Annotated in this window: 8 protein-coding genes; 3 read left to right on the forward strand and 5 right to left on the reverse strand. The window is 37.4% G+C overall.

Annotated features, from left to right (window positions below; translation table 11 throughout):
- Positions 1–2: 2 nt before the first annotated feature.
- The 4 genes from PP2015_RS08355 to PP2015_RS08370 all read right to left on the reverse strand — a co-directional run bounded on the left by PP2015_RS08355 (position 3) and on the right by PP2015_RS08370 (position 10,463).
- Positions 3–5,660 carry an Ig-like domain-containing protein gene (locus PP2015_RS08355; protein ID WP_058029836.1) on the reverse strand — a complete coding sequence of 1,886 codons (5,658 nt, stop codon included), beginning with the start codon at positions 5,658–5,660 and terminating at the stop codon, positions 3–5.
- Positions 5,661–5,669: 9 nt separating this feature from the next.
- On the reverse strand, positions 5,670–6,872 hold the full coding sequence (locus tag PP2015_RS08360) for a FecR family protein (protein WP_058029837.1): 1,203 nt from the start codon (positions 6,870–6,872) through the stop codon (positions 5,670–5,672).
- On the reverse strand, positions 6,862–8,085 hold the full coding sequence (locus PP2015_RS08365; RefSeq protein WP_169792722.1) for a tetratricopeptide repeat protein: 1,224 nt from the start codon (positions 8,083–8,085) through the stop codon (positions 6,862–6,864). The genes PP2015_RS08360 and PP2015_RS08365 overlap by 11 nt, the downstream gene beginning before the upstream one ends.
- A 416-nt stretch (positions 8,086–8,501) precedes the next feature.
- A complete protein-coding gene (locus PP2015_RS08370; protein ID WP_058029839.1) occupies positions 8,502–10,463 on the reverse strand; it encodes an FAD-dependent oxidoreductase in 1,962 nt (653 codons plus the stop codon).
- A gap of 215 nt (positions 10,464–10,678) precedes the next feature.
- Between PP2015_RS08370 and sppA the strand changes: the two genes are divergently transcribed.
- Positions 10,679–12,553 (forward strand): signal peptide peptidase SppA, encoded by a 1,875-nt coding sequence (gene sppA, locus PP2015_RS08375; protein WP_058029840.1) that lies wholly within the window; start codon positions 10,679–10,681, stop codon positions 12,551–12,553.
- A 64-nt stretch (positions 12,554–12,617) separates the two neighbouring features.
- On the forward strand, positions 12,618–13,628 hold the full coding sequence (gene ansA / locus PP2015_RS08380) for an asparaginase (RefSeq protein WP_058029841.1): 1,011 nt from the start codon (positions 12,618–12,620) through the stop codon (positions 13,626–13,628).
- A gap of 75 nt (positions 13,629–13,703) precedes the next feature.
- On the opposite strand, the gene gndA is transcribed toward ansA, so the two are convergent.
- The gene (gndA, locus tag PP2015_RS08385) at positions 13,704–15,077 is read right to left on the reverse strand and encodes an NADP-dependent phosphogluconate dehydrogenase (RefSeq protein WP_058029842.1); all 1,374 of its coding nucleotides are present in this window, start codon (positions 15,075–15,077) and stop codon (positions 13,704–13,706) included.
- Between the two features lie 420 nt (positions 15,078–15,497).
- Between gndA and pyk the strand changes: the two genes are divergently transcribed.
- On the forward strand, positions 15,498–16,931 hold the full coding sequence (pyk, locus tag PP2015_RS08390) for a pyruvate kinase (protein ID WP_058029843.1): 1,434 nt from the start codon (positions 15,498–15,500) through the stop codon (positions 16,929–16,931).
- Positions 16,932–16,947 lie beyond the last annotated feature (16 nt).

Here is a 16,947-nt window from a genome sequence, read left to right on the forward strand (position 1 = left end):
TATTACTGCTCTGTTATAAGGATAGCAGCTACAGCTATTCTTTTTTGTAAAGAGTCTTGTAAAACAAACAAGAAACTACTGTTATCAATATGGTACTGAACATCTATAAGTTCTGAATCTATATCGATACTTAGTTCTTGGTAACCGACTTCGTTTAATTGGGTGTCTATAGAACCTTGATCAGTTCCATTAAGTAATCTAGATATATAAATTCCATTGCTTGTTGAAGATTGAGAAAACAGTATTAATCTATCCTGTGAACCAAAAAGTATCTTCTTAATTTCTACAAAATCGTTACTGTAATCACTAAACTTAAAAATGCCATTAGTAGCAAAAGAGGAATCTACTTCTCCTAAGCTATTTACCTTTACAATAAAATTGTCAATAGAAGATCGCCCATAAATATAAAAACTTCCATCTAACTCGCGTAAATAACCGTTAACAGTTAAGTTTTGTTCTTGCAATGTTCCGACATTAATTGTTGAAATACCAGCCTCACCAAATTCTGAAACCAAATTTCCTGAACTATCTACATTGACCATAACGATACGAGGAGCTGCATAAGACTGACCATCAGTACCAATACCGAAAGTACTGGTGTCTTCAACATGAACTTTATCTAACTTAAAGGCATTGGATAAACACTCATAACCTGCTGGCGGTTCGAACAAAAAGTCGGATTGATTCTCTCCTAATGGAGATAAATAAACACCTATAGATTTATTTATGCATCCATCGAAAACATTACTTAAAACAAGCTGCTCTTGAGTTTCTAGTTGATGTATTTGAATTGGCTCTATTGATTGAGCAGAAAACTCTGAGGAATAAATAAAACTGGCATTGTTACCGTATGCATATAAGTTGTCACTTAAGCCAGAAGGAGTCAATTTAGAAATAAATGCCGTACTCTCGCCTTCATTACCAATTAAAAATATTGAATCATCATCGTTTACTGTTATCGACGTTGAGTTAGCATCAGAAATTAAATTAGGTAAACTCAACCCTAGAACACCGAAGGATTTATTTTCCTTGCCTGTATAATCTATGCTGTAAACATAAGGTACTCGTTCATTCTGCCAGCTCAGTGTGTGCCCAGCTAATAATAAGTCACCGTTACTTTGTTTACTGCTACCTATTACATACTCTTCTGATGAAGACGAATTTATTGTAGATTGACCTTCGTAGCCATACACACTGTCAAATTCACCAGATAAAGAGACTTTTGCAAGCCATTGACTGGTATAAAAGTTATACCCAATATTATTATGATTTTGTCCGTATAATATATAACCTGCATCCACCGCTAACATACCATTACTTCGAACACCATCAAGGTCAAATGCAGTTATGCCAGCATTAGGAGAGTTCCAGCTCAAGTCTATTTCACTATCTAAACCGACCTTAATTACCTGAACCGCTTTGTTATTACTATATATCTCTCTGTTAATAGTGACAAAAACTGATTCCGAAGCTACTTTCAGATCAACACCTTGTGCGTTAAAACTTAATAAATCCTCTTCATCTAACGTGGGCAATTCTTCTTCATCATATACACGATAACCAGTACCGTTAAATGCAGTATCAAAGTCACCAGTTTGATCAATTTTTATCAGAAATAAGCTATATTTATCGGGTGTTACGTAGTCACCAAATACAGTTAAATGGTCTCCTGTAAGCATCAATTTGTTATCAGGTAAAACAACGAGTGCTTTGATTCTGTTATCAACATTTTCGTTCGATAAATCAAGCTGCATATAACCCGAATTTTGAAAGCTGTTATCTAAAGATAGATCAGCGATGTTAATTTTAGCTAAATAAATATCTAAGTTATTATTTGCATTGGTAGTCTGACCAAACACCATATATTGAGTTTCAGATAATACTTCCAAACCTTCGGCCTCACTACCTATGTCAACGGCAATATCAAGACTGTGCGAAACTGAATAACTGTCTAAATTAAGTCGAAGTAGCCGGCTTTCGGTTAACGTACCATTTTCAATATTGATTAGTGCAACTAAAGAGTTTGATTCAATTATTAAATCTACAGATGAAGCTTTGTCACCTGACTCTGATGCCTCAAAATAGTACCCAGAATTTGCGAAACTAGTATCGAGTTGTCCACTCTCTGTTAGCCTCATTATAAATAAATCTTGTGAATCACCTTTATCTATATATCCAGAAACATAGATAAGTTTATTGATGTCATCAAAGGCTAGGTTTTGTCCTAATATATTTTGAGGAAGTCCATCAACTAAAATACCTAAATCAGTCTCAAATACCCCTTCATTTGCAAAGCTTGTATCTATTTCTCCAAAAGGTGTTATTTTTGTAATTACAGCTCTATGGATATTTCGTCCCTGTAGCTCATCATAATGACCCACTCCAGAAGTAATAAGCATACTTTCATCCGCAAGTGCAATTGCTTCACCCACCTCATGGCTTTCAAAGGATGAACGTAAGTTTACTGAAGCGATCCCTGAGTTTGCATATTCAGTGTTAACCACCACAATTTCAGTTGGTAATATTTGTTCTACATTTACAGTCAAGCTTGATTCGCTGCATAATGGCGGTTCTACTTGATCACATACTTTTGTTATCACAACGTATTGTGCGTCACCATTAGCCATGATTGTTTCAATATCGTTTATCGTGACTAATCCAGAGCTACTAATAGTAAATAACATTGCATACTCGCCCATCAATTCGAAAGAAACTTCGTCATCATCAGGATCTGACGCTTGTATCGCAGCAATGACATCTCCATTGTTTGACTCTGTTGTGATATCCACAGTCAAAGCCTCAATAACCGGTGGATAGTTTTTGTTATTAACAAGAATTGAAACACTGGTTGGGTCAGAGCTCTCTCCATCACTGTTTACTGCTCTGTAACTAAACGTATCGTAACCAATATAGTTAAATGTTGGTGTATAGCTAACCTCTCCGTTTTGGTTAACGATTGTTACTACACCGTTACTTGGTTGATTTTCAATAACTACAGGACTTTCAGATGTAGGAACTCCTAAAAAATCATCATTTGATAACACATTTAAATTTATTGATTGATTTTTAAATGTGGTAGCACTATCAGTTTCAGTGAGTGGAGAAGTGTCATGAATGATAATCTCTATTGTCACAGTCGCACTATTTGAAAATGCGTCTTCATTATCTTTAAATCGATATGTAAAACTATCTAATGCTGTGCTACGGTCAGTATTTGTGTATAACACATTGCCATTCGATAACACCTCTAAATCACCATATTGCACAGTGTTTAAAATTTCTAGTGTTGAACTGTTAATAGTGCCATCTGTATCTGAATCGTTTTGCAGTATATTCAGCTCAAGCGTGGTTCCGTCATCCACGTCAAAACTATCGTCCATGGCTATGGGCGGCTTGTTAATTCTACTCACAGTAATTGTTACTGTGGCTTCATTTGATGAAGCACCTTCATTATCTTTAAAGCTATAAGTTAAAACATCTGTACCATGAAAGTCCGAGTTGGGTATATAAATTATTTTACTTAGTTCAACAGAAAAAGTTGCTGTGCCATTTAGTGGTTCAGTCACAAGCTTGACGGTATTCAAATCAATAGTGCCATCAATATCTGTATCATTACCTAGAATACTAATTTCAATCGGTGTGTCTTGTTGAGTCTCAGCGCTATCATTCGTTGCTATAGGTGATTTATTTGGACCAGTTACATCAATAAATACTGTTGAGGTATTTGACTCTACCCCCTCAGTATCATAAACAACATAACTAAAGCTATCTTGTCCCCTAAAATCTACGGCACTTTTATATTCAATCGTGCCTGTTTCTAAGTTCAATTTCACATCACCATGTTTGGCTTGCTCGACGACCTGTAAGCTTGCTCTATCTATTTCACTGTCAACGTCATAGTCATTTGCTAAGACAGCTATTGAGATAGACTGATTTTGACTGACCGATATATCATCATCTTGAGTTACAGGTGCATCATTAACGGCATTGATCTTGAGTAATACAAACGCTGATGTTGTTACCCCTTCAGCGTTTTCAACTTCGTAAATAAAATAATCTGAGCCATAAAAATTCTCATCTGGAAAATACCTAAATGAACCAGATGGGGATAGCTCTAAAACTCCATTCATAGTGATTTGTGATATTGTTAAATTATATGACTGTAAGTTTTTCCCAATGTCGTTAACTAAAATACCAGGTGCATCAATACTCAATACCTCATCTTCATTTAGTAAATAATCATCATTAACACTCACGTGAACAGGTTGGATTACTTCTTCAACTACAGTAAGTTTTACTTCACCAGTGTCTTCTCCCCCTTGCCCATCTTGAAGTTGATAAATAAACGTATCTTCACCAATAAACCCTTCTTCAGGTGTATAGCTAAATGATCCTGAGTTATCTAAGATCAAAGTACCATGTTCAACATCTTTAACTGGTAAAGTATTGATAGATAATTGCCCCCCATCAAAATCAATATCATTGAGTATGAGTGCGTTTGAAGTGTTACGGAATTCACTGTTTGCAGAAACTAGAAACTCATTGAATAATGCAACAGGGGCTGTATTAATTTGCTTTATTGTAATCGTTACTATCGCCTCAGATGTAAGGCCTTGTGGATTTATGATTCTATATTTAAAACTATCCAAGCCAGAAAAGTTATTTTGTGGCGTATAGGTGAAATCACCATTTTCAAATAAGGTTAACTCACCATACTCAGGGGCAATTACTGGCGTAAGTTCTAATATTATTGGAGACAGACCATTATCTTGGTCGTTTGCAAGCAAATTTCCACTTAATGACTCAAATTGTTCAATTTGAAATTCATCATTTACAGCAATTGGAAAAATAACTTCTTGTGCCGAGATGAGTATATTTTCACTAAAGGCACTCTCACCACTACCATCGATACCTGTCACTCTCGCATAATAGTTTTTTCTCGCGGATAGCTTCTCAAACACATGCGAATTGTTAGTGATGGATATCATACGTTGGTTTGGCTTAGTCAGAATAAAGTCTGCAAGTTCATCTATGGGCGATTCAGACAAATAAGCGTTGTATCGTAATATGCTTGATGATGCTAACCAATTTAATGTGACTGAGTCATCTTCCCTAATGCTTTCACGCATGATGACTTTTTCAGGTAACCAGTTGATCTGTTGGCTTTGTGCTAAAGATACATTCCCTTGTAAATCCTCTACCCAAATTTGTAGTTGTATTGAACCCGGTGATTGATTGAAATTGTGTGGATTTATGCCTGTTTCAAAAAGTTGATAAGGCGATGTGCAATTTTCGCTGCATATAAGAAATGCTTTATCGCTTTGTGAAAAGCCTAACCAAATTTTTTTTATCCCCTCCTCATCTTCAATTTGCTCTGCTGTGACTGTGATATTTCCCCTTATAGTGTCACCTCTTTGTGGGGTATTAATTTGTGCTTTCGCATTCATGAAGTCTTCAGACACGAGTCGAGATTTTCTAAAGGTATTACCTTTGACCATTCTTTTGTAAGAAAAAGAATATATTTGCTTGCTAAAAGGAGTGCCCTGAACGCCATCAGAATTACTTGAATTAGGTATGGGTTGCTCTGAACTCTTCTCACTACCGCAACCGAAAAGTAAAGAAATTAGTAAAAGACAAAATAGGTGAGTGACATTTTTCATCTTATAAACCTACTTCTCTTTAATGACGAATAAACCACCCGCGGTGGTCGCTATATTGTCAATTTCATATAGGCTAAAATTCCCTCTAATTTTCCTTAATTCGTCACTGAACTGCGCTTTGATATCTCCATCTGCCAAATTTTGCCCATGACTCGCGTAATTAACACCGAGTTGCATGCCATTTGTGTTGATTAAGCCATTGAAAGTTGCAAACCATTCGCCGTCATTGTCCGAGAATGACATCTCACCCAAAGGGACTGTGCCATTGTCAAAATCTACATTGATGCGCATTGAGAAGTCGCTCACAGTTCCATTACTTGATGTGATAGCAAATTGTTCTATATCAGAATATTCGATAACACCTTTTCGCTCAGTCAACAACGCTTCTGTATCTTCTGTCGCGAAAGTGTCTAAGACTTCTTCGGTTAAAAAACTGGTGTCTTCAAAGGCTTTTTTTATATCTTCACTCTTCAAAGGTTGCTGATTACTTTGAATAGTTAGCCCGAGATTTAATTTTTCGGAATTAACAGAGGTCACTAATTCCGTAACTTCCTCTTTAACATCATCTGTGCCTTTATTTACTTGGCCTGAAAGTGAACTCAGCTCTGCTGGTGGTTTTAATAACGGCTTAACCTCACCAGCATCAGATATTTTTGCGAATGCATGAGTACCGTCTCTTCCTAAAATAAGGGGCTCTAAAAGTATGTTGCTTGATACTTCTATCGTTCCATCCCAAACTGCCAAAAATAATTCACCATTTACTATTTCGACTTCGTAATGCGTGCCTCTTATCCCAATACTTCCTACTGGTGTCTTCAATTTGTAGTTATCAGACTTACCTTTTATCTTGCCTGTAATTGTGCGAAGGCCACCAGAGACTAATTCCATCACGACAGAGCCCTTATCACCTTCAGAACTTAAAAAATACTCCTCTATATGTAGCGCTGTATTTTCTTTGAGTGCCAATAGAGCACCATCAATCATTTTCAATTGCGCTTGGCTCTTTTGATATGTTGAAACTTTATCAACCTTAAATACTGGTGTTCTTCTTTTTAAACTCCTCACTTCAGACGTTTCTAAAGAGATAGCCTCAACGGTCCCTTTTGCAAGCAAAGTTTTTCCTGCTTGCTGTTGCTGTGCGTCCGCGTTTTTAAAGAATATCCCAAAACTAATCATGGCAATTAAATAAAGTTTTTGCTTTTTAGAAATCATAACTAGCCCCTAAGTACAACTCACTTCGATCGAATTCATAAATTGCTAAATTGCTAGACTTTTTGTAATGACTAAAACGCGTTTGTATTTGCCATTGTCTTGATAAGTTATATCGCCATTCAAATGAAGCGTCTCGCATTTTTTCATCTCGTAAAATTAAAAAGAATGGATGAATATCATGATGCTCGACTATTTTGTATTGACTACTAAATACAAATGAATGAAAAGAAGAAAAGGAATAAGAAAAATATAGAGAAGCAGCTTTGTAATCACGACCATAGTGCCTAGCAATCGGTAAATCAGCATTTTGCTTACCATTTAAAAGAGTGACTTTTGCTAAGAAGCTCTTTTCGAAATATAGAAAACCTAGACCTAATTCAAAAATTTCGCTGTCTAGATGTTCATTTTGAACATTATTAATGGATGATGCTTTACCATTTAATTCCAACGCCCAACTTTTCAAAAATTGATACTCTATACTGGAAGCTATACCAACTTGTTGTTGATAAGTTGCCTCATCTAGTGACATGACTGAAGCGAGTCCAAGAAAATTGAAACGATAATATGATTTTGCGAATTCATATCCGAAACCAACATTTGCTTGATTTCTATTAAACTGAGAAAGTCTGTGATGTGTTTGCTGAGAGAAATTAAAGTTTAATCGCCAAGCATCGTACTGTGTATTTTGCCACTTTCCATATAAGTCATAGCTAAATCGAGCAAACCGATCAGAAGACTCAAGACTGGCTTCATCTAATAAAATTTCTATTCCTGAAACAACTACTCTGTCGTCCAATGATCCACTATTAACATTTGAGTCATGGCCTAAGTTAACTGAAATACGCTGACTTATATGAGAATCTAAACTTTGTCTTTTGTTTTTTACAAAACGTAAAGTCTCTTCAATATTCAATCTAAGGTCATTTGGTATCGAGAGTAAAAGTAAACTACTAAGTGTTTGTTCAGATTGGTTGAGGTTATTTTGTTTTGCGTAACTTAGCGCTAACAGGTAATAAGCACTATAATCATCAGACTTTTCTGATATTGCCCTCTCAAACGCAAAGACAGCCTCATCAATTTTATTTAATTTAAGGCAAATTTGGCCGTATAAAGAATCAAACTCAGGTATGCCTGCTAAGTCATCAAAATACATTTCAGCAAGTCTAAACGCCTCTTGTGTTTTTTGATTATTAAATGCTTTTGAGATCTTCAAAAGAGGCTGCTCTGATGAAATTGCTGAAAAGCTACACCCAATAAACATGTAAAAACATAAATAAAAAGTGCATCGCCACATAATTGATCCTAACTATTAAAAAGTTCGTGAATCAAAGTAAGCAGGTTTGAAACAGCAACTATACAAACGAGTTCACTTTCATACAGCCACCACTCTTAAAAGCAATTAAAGATAAAGAAAACCAGTTAAGAAGGTGATGTACACCAAATGCATAACTTTATCTAAAACTAAGTATTACTGTTTTACATAAGTCATACTGCTAAAGTAGAAAATTAAGCAATTGGTGCTGTCTATATTTTGAGTATAATCAAGATTGTGTGTTCGTCAGTAACGATAAAAGAAACAAAGCCCATCTTTTTACTAGACAGGCTTAATTTATAGGCTTTTAGAAAGGACTAAATTTTTCGTGCAACCTGAAGCGCTTCAAAAATTGCTCTTTTCGCATCGATTGCAGCGGCTAGTTTTGCACCACCAATCACATGATGATTATCAGGTAACGCATCTTTATCAAAAATATCATTATTTGATACCTGGCCAATACAAGCTATCACAGTATCAACATCTAAGTATTGCTCTTCACCCTTATGATTAATCTTTAAGCCTTGTGTATCAAAGCCTAAATATTCGCACTCTGATAATTGTTTGACATTATGTTGTTTCGCAACTTGTCTGTGTATCCAACCTGTGGTTTTACCCAGTTCTGAACCAAAACGCCCTTCACTTCGCTTCAGCATATAAAGTTGTCTTTGTGGGCCAGTATGATTCTGCTCAGTTTCTATGCCCCATTGAGCTTTAAATTCCTCAATGGATTGCTCAGGCTTCTCTTGTAGAAATGCAACCATATCAAAACCAATACCACCAGCACCTAGAATGGCAACTTTGTCACCAATTTCAACCTCACCGCGAATAACTTCATCATAGTGATAGACACGTTTGCCATCTTTGCATGGGAAACTCGCTACACGCGGTTTAACCCCCGATGCAAAAACAATATCATCAAAGTTACTATCCATATCAGATGAGTATTCACAGTTTAATTCAAGATTAATATTTAAACGTTCTACCTCTTGCAAGAAGTATTTTAATGTCTTTTTAAAATCTTCCTTACCAGGCACTTGCATAGCTAGATTGAACTGCCCGCCCGCATAGTTATTTCGCTCTATAATTTTTACTTTATGACCTTTTTTAGCTAAATATATCGCCGCTGACAAACCTGCTGGACCGGCACCCACAACTAGTACATTTTTTTCCTTAGAGGCTTTTTCTAATGGATAGTCAAGCTCATAACAAGCTTGAGGGTTCACCAAACATGTTGCACGTTGGCCCTTAAACACATGGTCTAGACACCCTTGGTTACAGCCTATACAGATGTTAATTTGTTCTGATTTATTCTGCTTGTACTTATTAAAGAATTCAGGATCAGCCAACAAAGGGCGTGCCATAGAGATAAGATCAGACTGGTTCGCATTTAATATATCATTGGCAATTTCAGGCGTATTTATACGGTTCACAGCGATGACTGGCACATCCACCCATTCTTTCAATCTTTGGGATGCTTCTTTAAAAGCACCTGCGGGCACCATACTTGCGATTGTAGGTACTCGGGCTTCATGCCAACCAATACCTGTGTTGATAATATCAACGCCTGCTTTAACCAGCTCTTTAGCCTGATATTCGACTTCATCTTTAGTTGAACCATCAGGAATTAGATCCATTACAGAAAGTCTAAAAATGATCATGAATTTGTCAGATACTTGCCTTCTTACGGCTTCGACAATTTCTTTCGCAAGCCTGACTCTATTTTCTAAACTACCACCATAACTGTCTTTTCGCTTGTTAGTATGTGGCGCCATAAACTCATTAATTAAATAGCCCTCTGACCCCATGATTTCAACGCCATCATAACCCGCCTTTTCTGCAAGTTTTGCAGATTTAGCAAAGCTTTTTACCGTCGCTTTAATTTGCCCTAAAGACATTGCTTTTGGTTTGAATGGTGTAATTGGTGCCTTTAATGCGCTTGGTGCTACACTAAAAGGGTGATACGCATATCTTCCTGCATGGAGTAATTGCAAACAGATTTTACCGTCATGTTTGTGAACAGCATCGGTGTAGGCTTTGTGTTTGATGACATCAAACACTGTGTTAAATGAAGATGCGAATGGTGTCAATTTGCCGCGAACATTAGGACTATATCCACCTGTTATTATTAGACCTGTGCCACCTTTTGCACGCTCTTCATAAAATGCAGCTAATTTCTTTCTATTTGACCACCCTTCTTCTAAGCCCGTATGCATCGAGCCCATAACGAGTCTATTTCGCAACCTTGTATTTTTTAATTCTAATGGTGCTTCTAACATGGATTAATTTCTCAAAACTGGTCGTACCTCCTGAGACCTTAGCAATTTTTAACAAATTAGCAAAGATTATCTTGTAAAAAAGCTGAATTTTAATCTAACTGCACGTTCTGTAAGCTTATAAATACTTAGTTACGTTTTAGATATAACACTATTAAATGAACTCAGTTATTATGGTATTAGTGAAAAAGATTAGATTTAAATGATAAAGGTGAGCTTTGATTTATATAGGTAAATTCTTTAAGGGCCTCTGGGCCGCAATAAATTTTTCGAGAAAACTCGTTTTAAACTTGGTTTTCTTTGGACTTCTTGCAGTGATTATATTCTCGGTCCCGCAACAAGAATCTCAGGTAAATGTACCTGACGGCGCTGTTCTAAACTTAAACCTTAACGGCTCGCTAGTTGAAGAACTAACATACGTAGACCCAGTCGATGCTGCTTTCGGAGAGGTGTTTTCGAGTAATGACCAACCAAAAGAGATTTTGGTTGACGATGTCGTCAAGGTTATCAACTCAGCTGCTCAAGATTCACGTATCCAAGTTTTGCTACTAAATCTGAAATCTTTACATGGTGCTCACTTAAATAAACTTGATGCTATCGCAAAGGCAATCGTCGATTTCAAAAAATCAGGTAAAAAAGTCATCGCCCATGGTGCATATTACTCGCAGAGCCAATATTTTTTAGCTTCATATGCTGATGAGATCTCTCTTCACCCATATGGTGGCGTTGAATTGAGAGGCTTTGCAAGCTACCCGCTCTATTTTAAAGATGCACTCGAGAAACTAAAAGTAACTCAACACATATTTAGAGTCGGTACTTATAAGTCTGCTGTAGAACCCTTTATTCGCAATGATATGTCTCCTGCAGCAAAAGAAGCCAATCAATTATGGTTAGATGAGTTATGGGCTCAATATAAGTCAGATATCGCAGCAGCGCGTGAGTTTGAAGTCAGTAATTTTGATGAAAAAGCAGATAAATATTTAGCTAAAATGCAGGCTGTTAATGGTGATTATGCGCAATACGCGTTGCAAAATAGCTGGGTAGACACGTTGCAAACAGATCAACAACTTCAAGCGCAACTTATTGAACAAGTCGGTAAAAATGCTTCAGGTAAAACATTTAAAAACATCAGTTTTAACAAATATCTCGAATCGCTAAATAACCTGCCTAGTTTTACAATGCCTTCTGATAATAAAGTCGCGGTTATTGTAGCAAGAGGCAATATTGTAGATGGTAAACAAAAAGCAGGACGAATTGGTGGTGATTCAACGGCCGCGCTTCTAAAGAAAGCTCGCTTGAATGAAAATGTGAAAGCAGTTGTTCTTCGAATTGATTCTGGCGGTGGTAGTATGTTCGCTTCAGAAGTCATTCGAAACGAAGTTCTTGCGATTAAAGAAGCTGGCAAACCAATTATTGCTTCTATGGGCTCTGTCGCAGCTTCAGGTGGCTATTGGATCGCGATGTCTGCAGATGAAATATGGGCCGCACCCAGTACAATTACAGGCTCAATTGGTGTATTCGGTACTATTTTAACATTTGAGAATTCTTTAAATTCAATGGGGATCTACTCTGACGGGGTTGCAACAACGGAGTTAAATAATATCTCTTTATCAAGAGGTATTTCAGACAAGCTCTCTCAGGTATTCCAGTTGGGCGTTGAAAATGCATATGACAAATTTATTTCCTTAGTCGCTCAAGAGCGTGGATTAGATAAATCAGCCGTTGATAAAGTTGCACAAGGTCGCGTTTGGACTGCAACTCAAGCACAAAGTTTTGGCTTAGTTGATAAGTTAGGTGATAAACAAGGTGCGATAAATGCAGCAGCTTCACTCGCTAATCTTGATAATTTTGATGTCATAACAATCGAACAAACGCTGTCTGAAAAAGATCAATTCTTAAAAGACTTATTAGGTTCAGCAATGATTAGTTCTTTAATTGAAACTGATAGCTCGTCTGGCAACATCATCACTAAGCTTTCAAAGCTATTTGGTGGTTTTGGTGAACAAGTAATTGAACAACTTAATATCGTAAACGAGTTCAACGACCCTAACCACATTTACACACGTTGTTTAACTTGCGATGTGACCTATTAATCCACTGTCATAAATACAAGCTTACGAATATAATAAGCCCAGATTGATATCTGGGCTTATTTTTATGAAAAGAAAAAAAATCTACATCGCCTATACTGGCGGTACAATTGGTATGAAACAATCATCTCGTGGTTACGTGCCTGTTGCTGGTTATTTAACAGAAACTGTTAAGAACAATGCCGAGTTTACCCGCGAAGAGATGCCTCTATTTGATATTCATGAATATTGCCCATTAATTGACTCTTCGGATATGTCACCTCATCATTGGCAACAAATCGCAGATGATATTAAGTCTAAATATGATCAGTACGACGGATTCGTTGTACTTCATGGCACTGATACCATGGCTTATACCGCTTCTGCATTGTCATTCATGTTTGAAAATTTGACAAAACCGGTCATAGTAACCGGTTCTCAAATACCACTCTCCCAACTTCGTTCTGATGGCCAAGTCAACCTGCTTAATGCAATGTATTTAGCTGCGAACTACCCTATTGCTGAAGTAAGTTTATTTTTTAACAATCAGCTTTTCCGGGGAAACAGAGCCACCAAAGCACATGCAGATGGTTTTAATGCATTTGCATCACCAAACTTATCACCGCTTGCGCAATCAGGGATTAACATACAATTGATTGAGGGAAAATTGAGTCCCTATGTTGAACAGTCACTGCAGGTCACTCCAATAAAGTCTCAAAAAATAGCTATTTTATATTTGTATCCAGGTATATCTGTAGACATGGTTAAAAGTGTCATTACTGAAGATGTTAAAGGTTTAATCTTGCTTAGTTTTGGTGTTGGCAATGCACCACAACAGCCAGAATTTCTCGAGATACTAAAATCTGCAACTGATAAAGGCACCGTTATTGTAAACCTTACCCAATGTATTCAAGGTCAAGTGAATATGGGTGGCTATGCAACAGGCAATGCTTTGCTTAATTGTGGCGTATTAAGTGGTTATGACATGACACTAGAAGCGTGCTTAACTAAATTACACTATCTGTTTAGTCAAAATCTTGAGTTAGAAACTGTCAGACACCTGATGCAAGATAATATGCGTGGCGAACTAACACGATAGATGTGCTGAAAATTACCCTTTTCTTGCAAATAAAAAAGGTCAGCAGTGCTGACCTTTTAAATGAAAACTATTTTATCACCTGACTTTTTCGTCTATCTCAACTAAATCAGTAAGGTGACATGTTTCTCCTGAATGCGTTTTGATACCATGCTCACCGAAATAGTCACGTTGTGCTTGGACTAAATGACCATTACTAGGCGTACTTAAAGTTGCAATGTAAGTTTGCGTTGAACTCAATACAGGGAATGCAAGACCTGATGAGATAGCAAGACCTGTGACCTTACGAAGTGCAAGTGATTCAGCTTTTAATGTATCAATAAATTCTACACCTTCAGCAATATCATCCAAATAATCTGCTCTGATGATACAGCCTGCACGCCAAGTTTGAAGCGTTTTACCAAGGTCTACTTTCCATTGATGTGCACGTGAAGCGCCTTTAATTAACGCTAGCCCTTGACGATAACATAGAAGACTAGCCAGATAGAAAGCCGATTTAAGTTCATCTAAATCAATGTCGATTTTGCCAGTTTGCTGCGAAGCATAGGTCATTTCTTTTGCAGCATGTGTATCGATTGTATTGGTTAAGTGACGCGCTTGAACAGCGGCAACCAGAGATGGAACAGCAATACCAAGTTCTAATGCATTTTGTGCAGTCCAAAGACCAGTGCCTTTTGCTCCAACTTTGTTATCAATTAAATCAACTAAAGAATCTTCTTTATCTGTTTCAAGTTCAAGAATATGACTAGAAATTGATAGTAAATAACTGTTTAAGTTTCCTTCGGACCAAGTCTTGAATACTTCAGCAACTTCCTTCGGTGTTCTACCAGTACCATGGCGAAGGAGTTGGTACATTTCAGCAATTAATTGCATCAATGCATACTCAATACCATTGTGGACCATTTTTACAAAGTGACCCGATGCAGACTGACCAACTCGAGCAAAGCAAGATTCACCGTTATAGCTAGCAGCTACTTTTTCGAACCATGGAATAATACGCTCCCAGCCACCCTCAGAACCACTTGCCATCATAGCAGGACCGTGACGAGCACCTTCTGCACCGCCTGAAATACCCATAGTCGCAAATTCGAACTTATTTTGATATTTAAGTTTACGTGCAATACCATCTTTGTAATTGCTATTACCGCAATCAATAATGATATCGTCTTTATCGACACCCGCCTCAACTAGATCAGAACACACTCTATCTACTAACTCTCCAGCCGGAACAAGTAGTAAAATTGAACGAGGGGTTTCTAAGCGGCGGATCATATCACCAAGGTCAGAAACAATGTGCAAGCGCTCAGCTAAGCCAAGTGACTGAGCACAGCTTAAAAGCTCAGCACCTGCGTCCGGGTTTCTATCGTAGGCAACTAACGTTAAACCCTGTTCAATGAGATTTAGTGCAAGGTTTTTACCCATCACACCTAAACCAACTAATGCAACTTGCATTAAGTTCCTCCTCGGTAACAACTAATTTGAGCAATACTTCAGTAGCCTATTATATGTCTTAGCGTTCTAAGATACCAATTACTACTGTTTAAATTCTTTTTATACACAAACAAATCTTTATATGGGGTTTAAGAGTTTCAAAAAGCAAAACGGATAGATACCATTCGTTTTAGGTCTCTTTTTATTCGTTTGTGTATAAAGACACCAAAAATCTTGTGATTGACGCACACTGACACCGGTGTCATAATGATGTCATATAGATCATATAACTTAATTACGGTGTTAAAAAGAGTTAATGCAAATTCTTTCAACATCTAATGTGTATTTAATCAAAATTTGAGCTAAATAAGCTTAAATTTGCTTTATTGAATTCGCATATATTCATATCTACCTATCTAAATAGGCCTACAGGAGAACCTGATGCTTAGACGCACAAAAATTGTAGCAACCCTTGGACCTGCAACTGACCGCGATAATAACTTAGAAAAAATCATAAAAGCGGGTGCAAACGTAGTTCGCCTAAATTTTTCTCATGGTGTTGCTCAAGATCATAAAGATAGAGCACAAGCTGTGAGAGATATTGCAGCTAAACTTAATAAACACGTCGCTATCCTTGCTGATTTACAAGGTCCTAAGATCCGTGTTTCAACTTTTAAAGATGGTAAAGTTAATCTTGAAGTTGGCGCTAAATTCATTCTTGATGCTGAGATGGCAAAAGGTGAAGGTACAGTTTCCGCTGTGGGTATCGATTATAAAGAGCTTCCTCAAGACGTAAAACAAGGTGACTTACTTTTACTTAATGATGGTTTAATTCAGCTTGTTGTTGATTCTGTAGATGGCGCGCTTGTTCATACTACAGTTAAAGTCGGTGGTATTCTTTCTAACAACAAAGGGATCAACCGTTTGGGTGGTGGTTTAACCGCACCGGCATTTACGCCTAAAGATGAAGAAGACCTTATCACTGCAGCTGAAATTGGTGTTGATTATATTGCTGTTTCTTTCCCGCGCAGTGGCGACGATATGCGTTATGTGCGTTCACTTGCTGAAAAAGCGGGTTCTAACGCTCAACTTCTAGCAAAAATCGAGCGTGCGGAAGCCGTAGAAACTGTTGAAGCTATTGATGATATCGTTTTAGCATCTGATGCTGTAATGGTTGCACGTGGCGATTTAGGAGTTGAAATTGGTGATGCTGCTTTAGTTGGTAAGCAAAAATTAATTATCAGCCGTGCTCGTTCACTTAACCGTACTGTTGTTACAGCAACTCAGATGATGGAATCAATGATTGATAACCCAATGCCAACACGTGCAGAAGTTATGGACGTGGCTAACGCGGTATTAGATGGAACAGATGCAGTCATGCTTTCAGCTGAAACCGCTGCTGGTGATTATCCTGAAGAAACTGTCGCGACTATGGCACGTGTTTGTTTAGGTGCAGAATCGCAACCTGAAGCAAATGTGTCAAAGCACCGTTTAGACAGCATGTTCTCAGACACGTCAGAGACGCTTGCATTATCCGCGATGTATGCAGCTAACCATTTAGACAGCGTAAAAGCAATTGTTACACTCACAGAGTCTGGCAAAACAGCTAAACTTATGTCACGCATTAGCTCTGGACATCCTATTTACTCTTTGTCTCGTCATGCGTCAACTCTTGGCCAAACAGCCTTGTATCGCGGTGTATACCCTGTTTACTTTGACTCAACGAAACATGATCAAGAATGCATGATCAAAGATGCACTTGATACGCTTGTAGAGCGTGGTTCTCTTGTTAAGGGAGATACTGTAATTTTGACGCATGGTGATAAAATGGAAACTGTGGGTGCAACTAACACAATGAAGATTATTACTGTTTAATTAATCAATCATGAGT

Source organism: Pseudoalteromonas phenolica, assembly GCF_001444405.1.
Lineage (GTDB): Bacteria > Pseudomonadota > Gammaproteobacteria > Enterobacterales > Alteromonadaceae > Pseudoalteromonas > Pseudoalteromonas phenolica.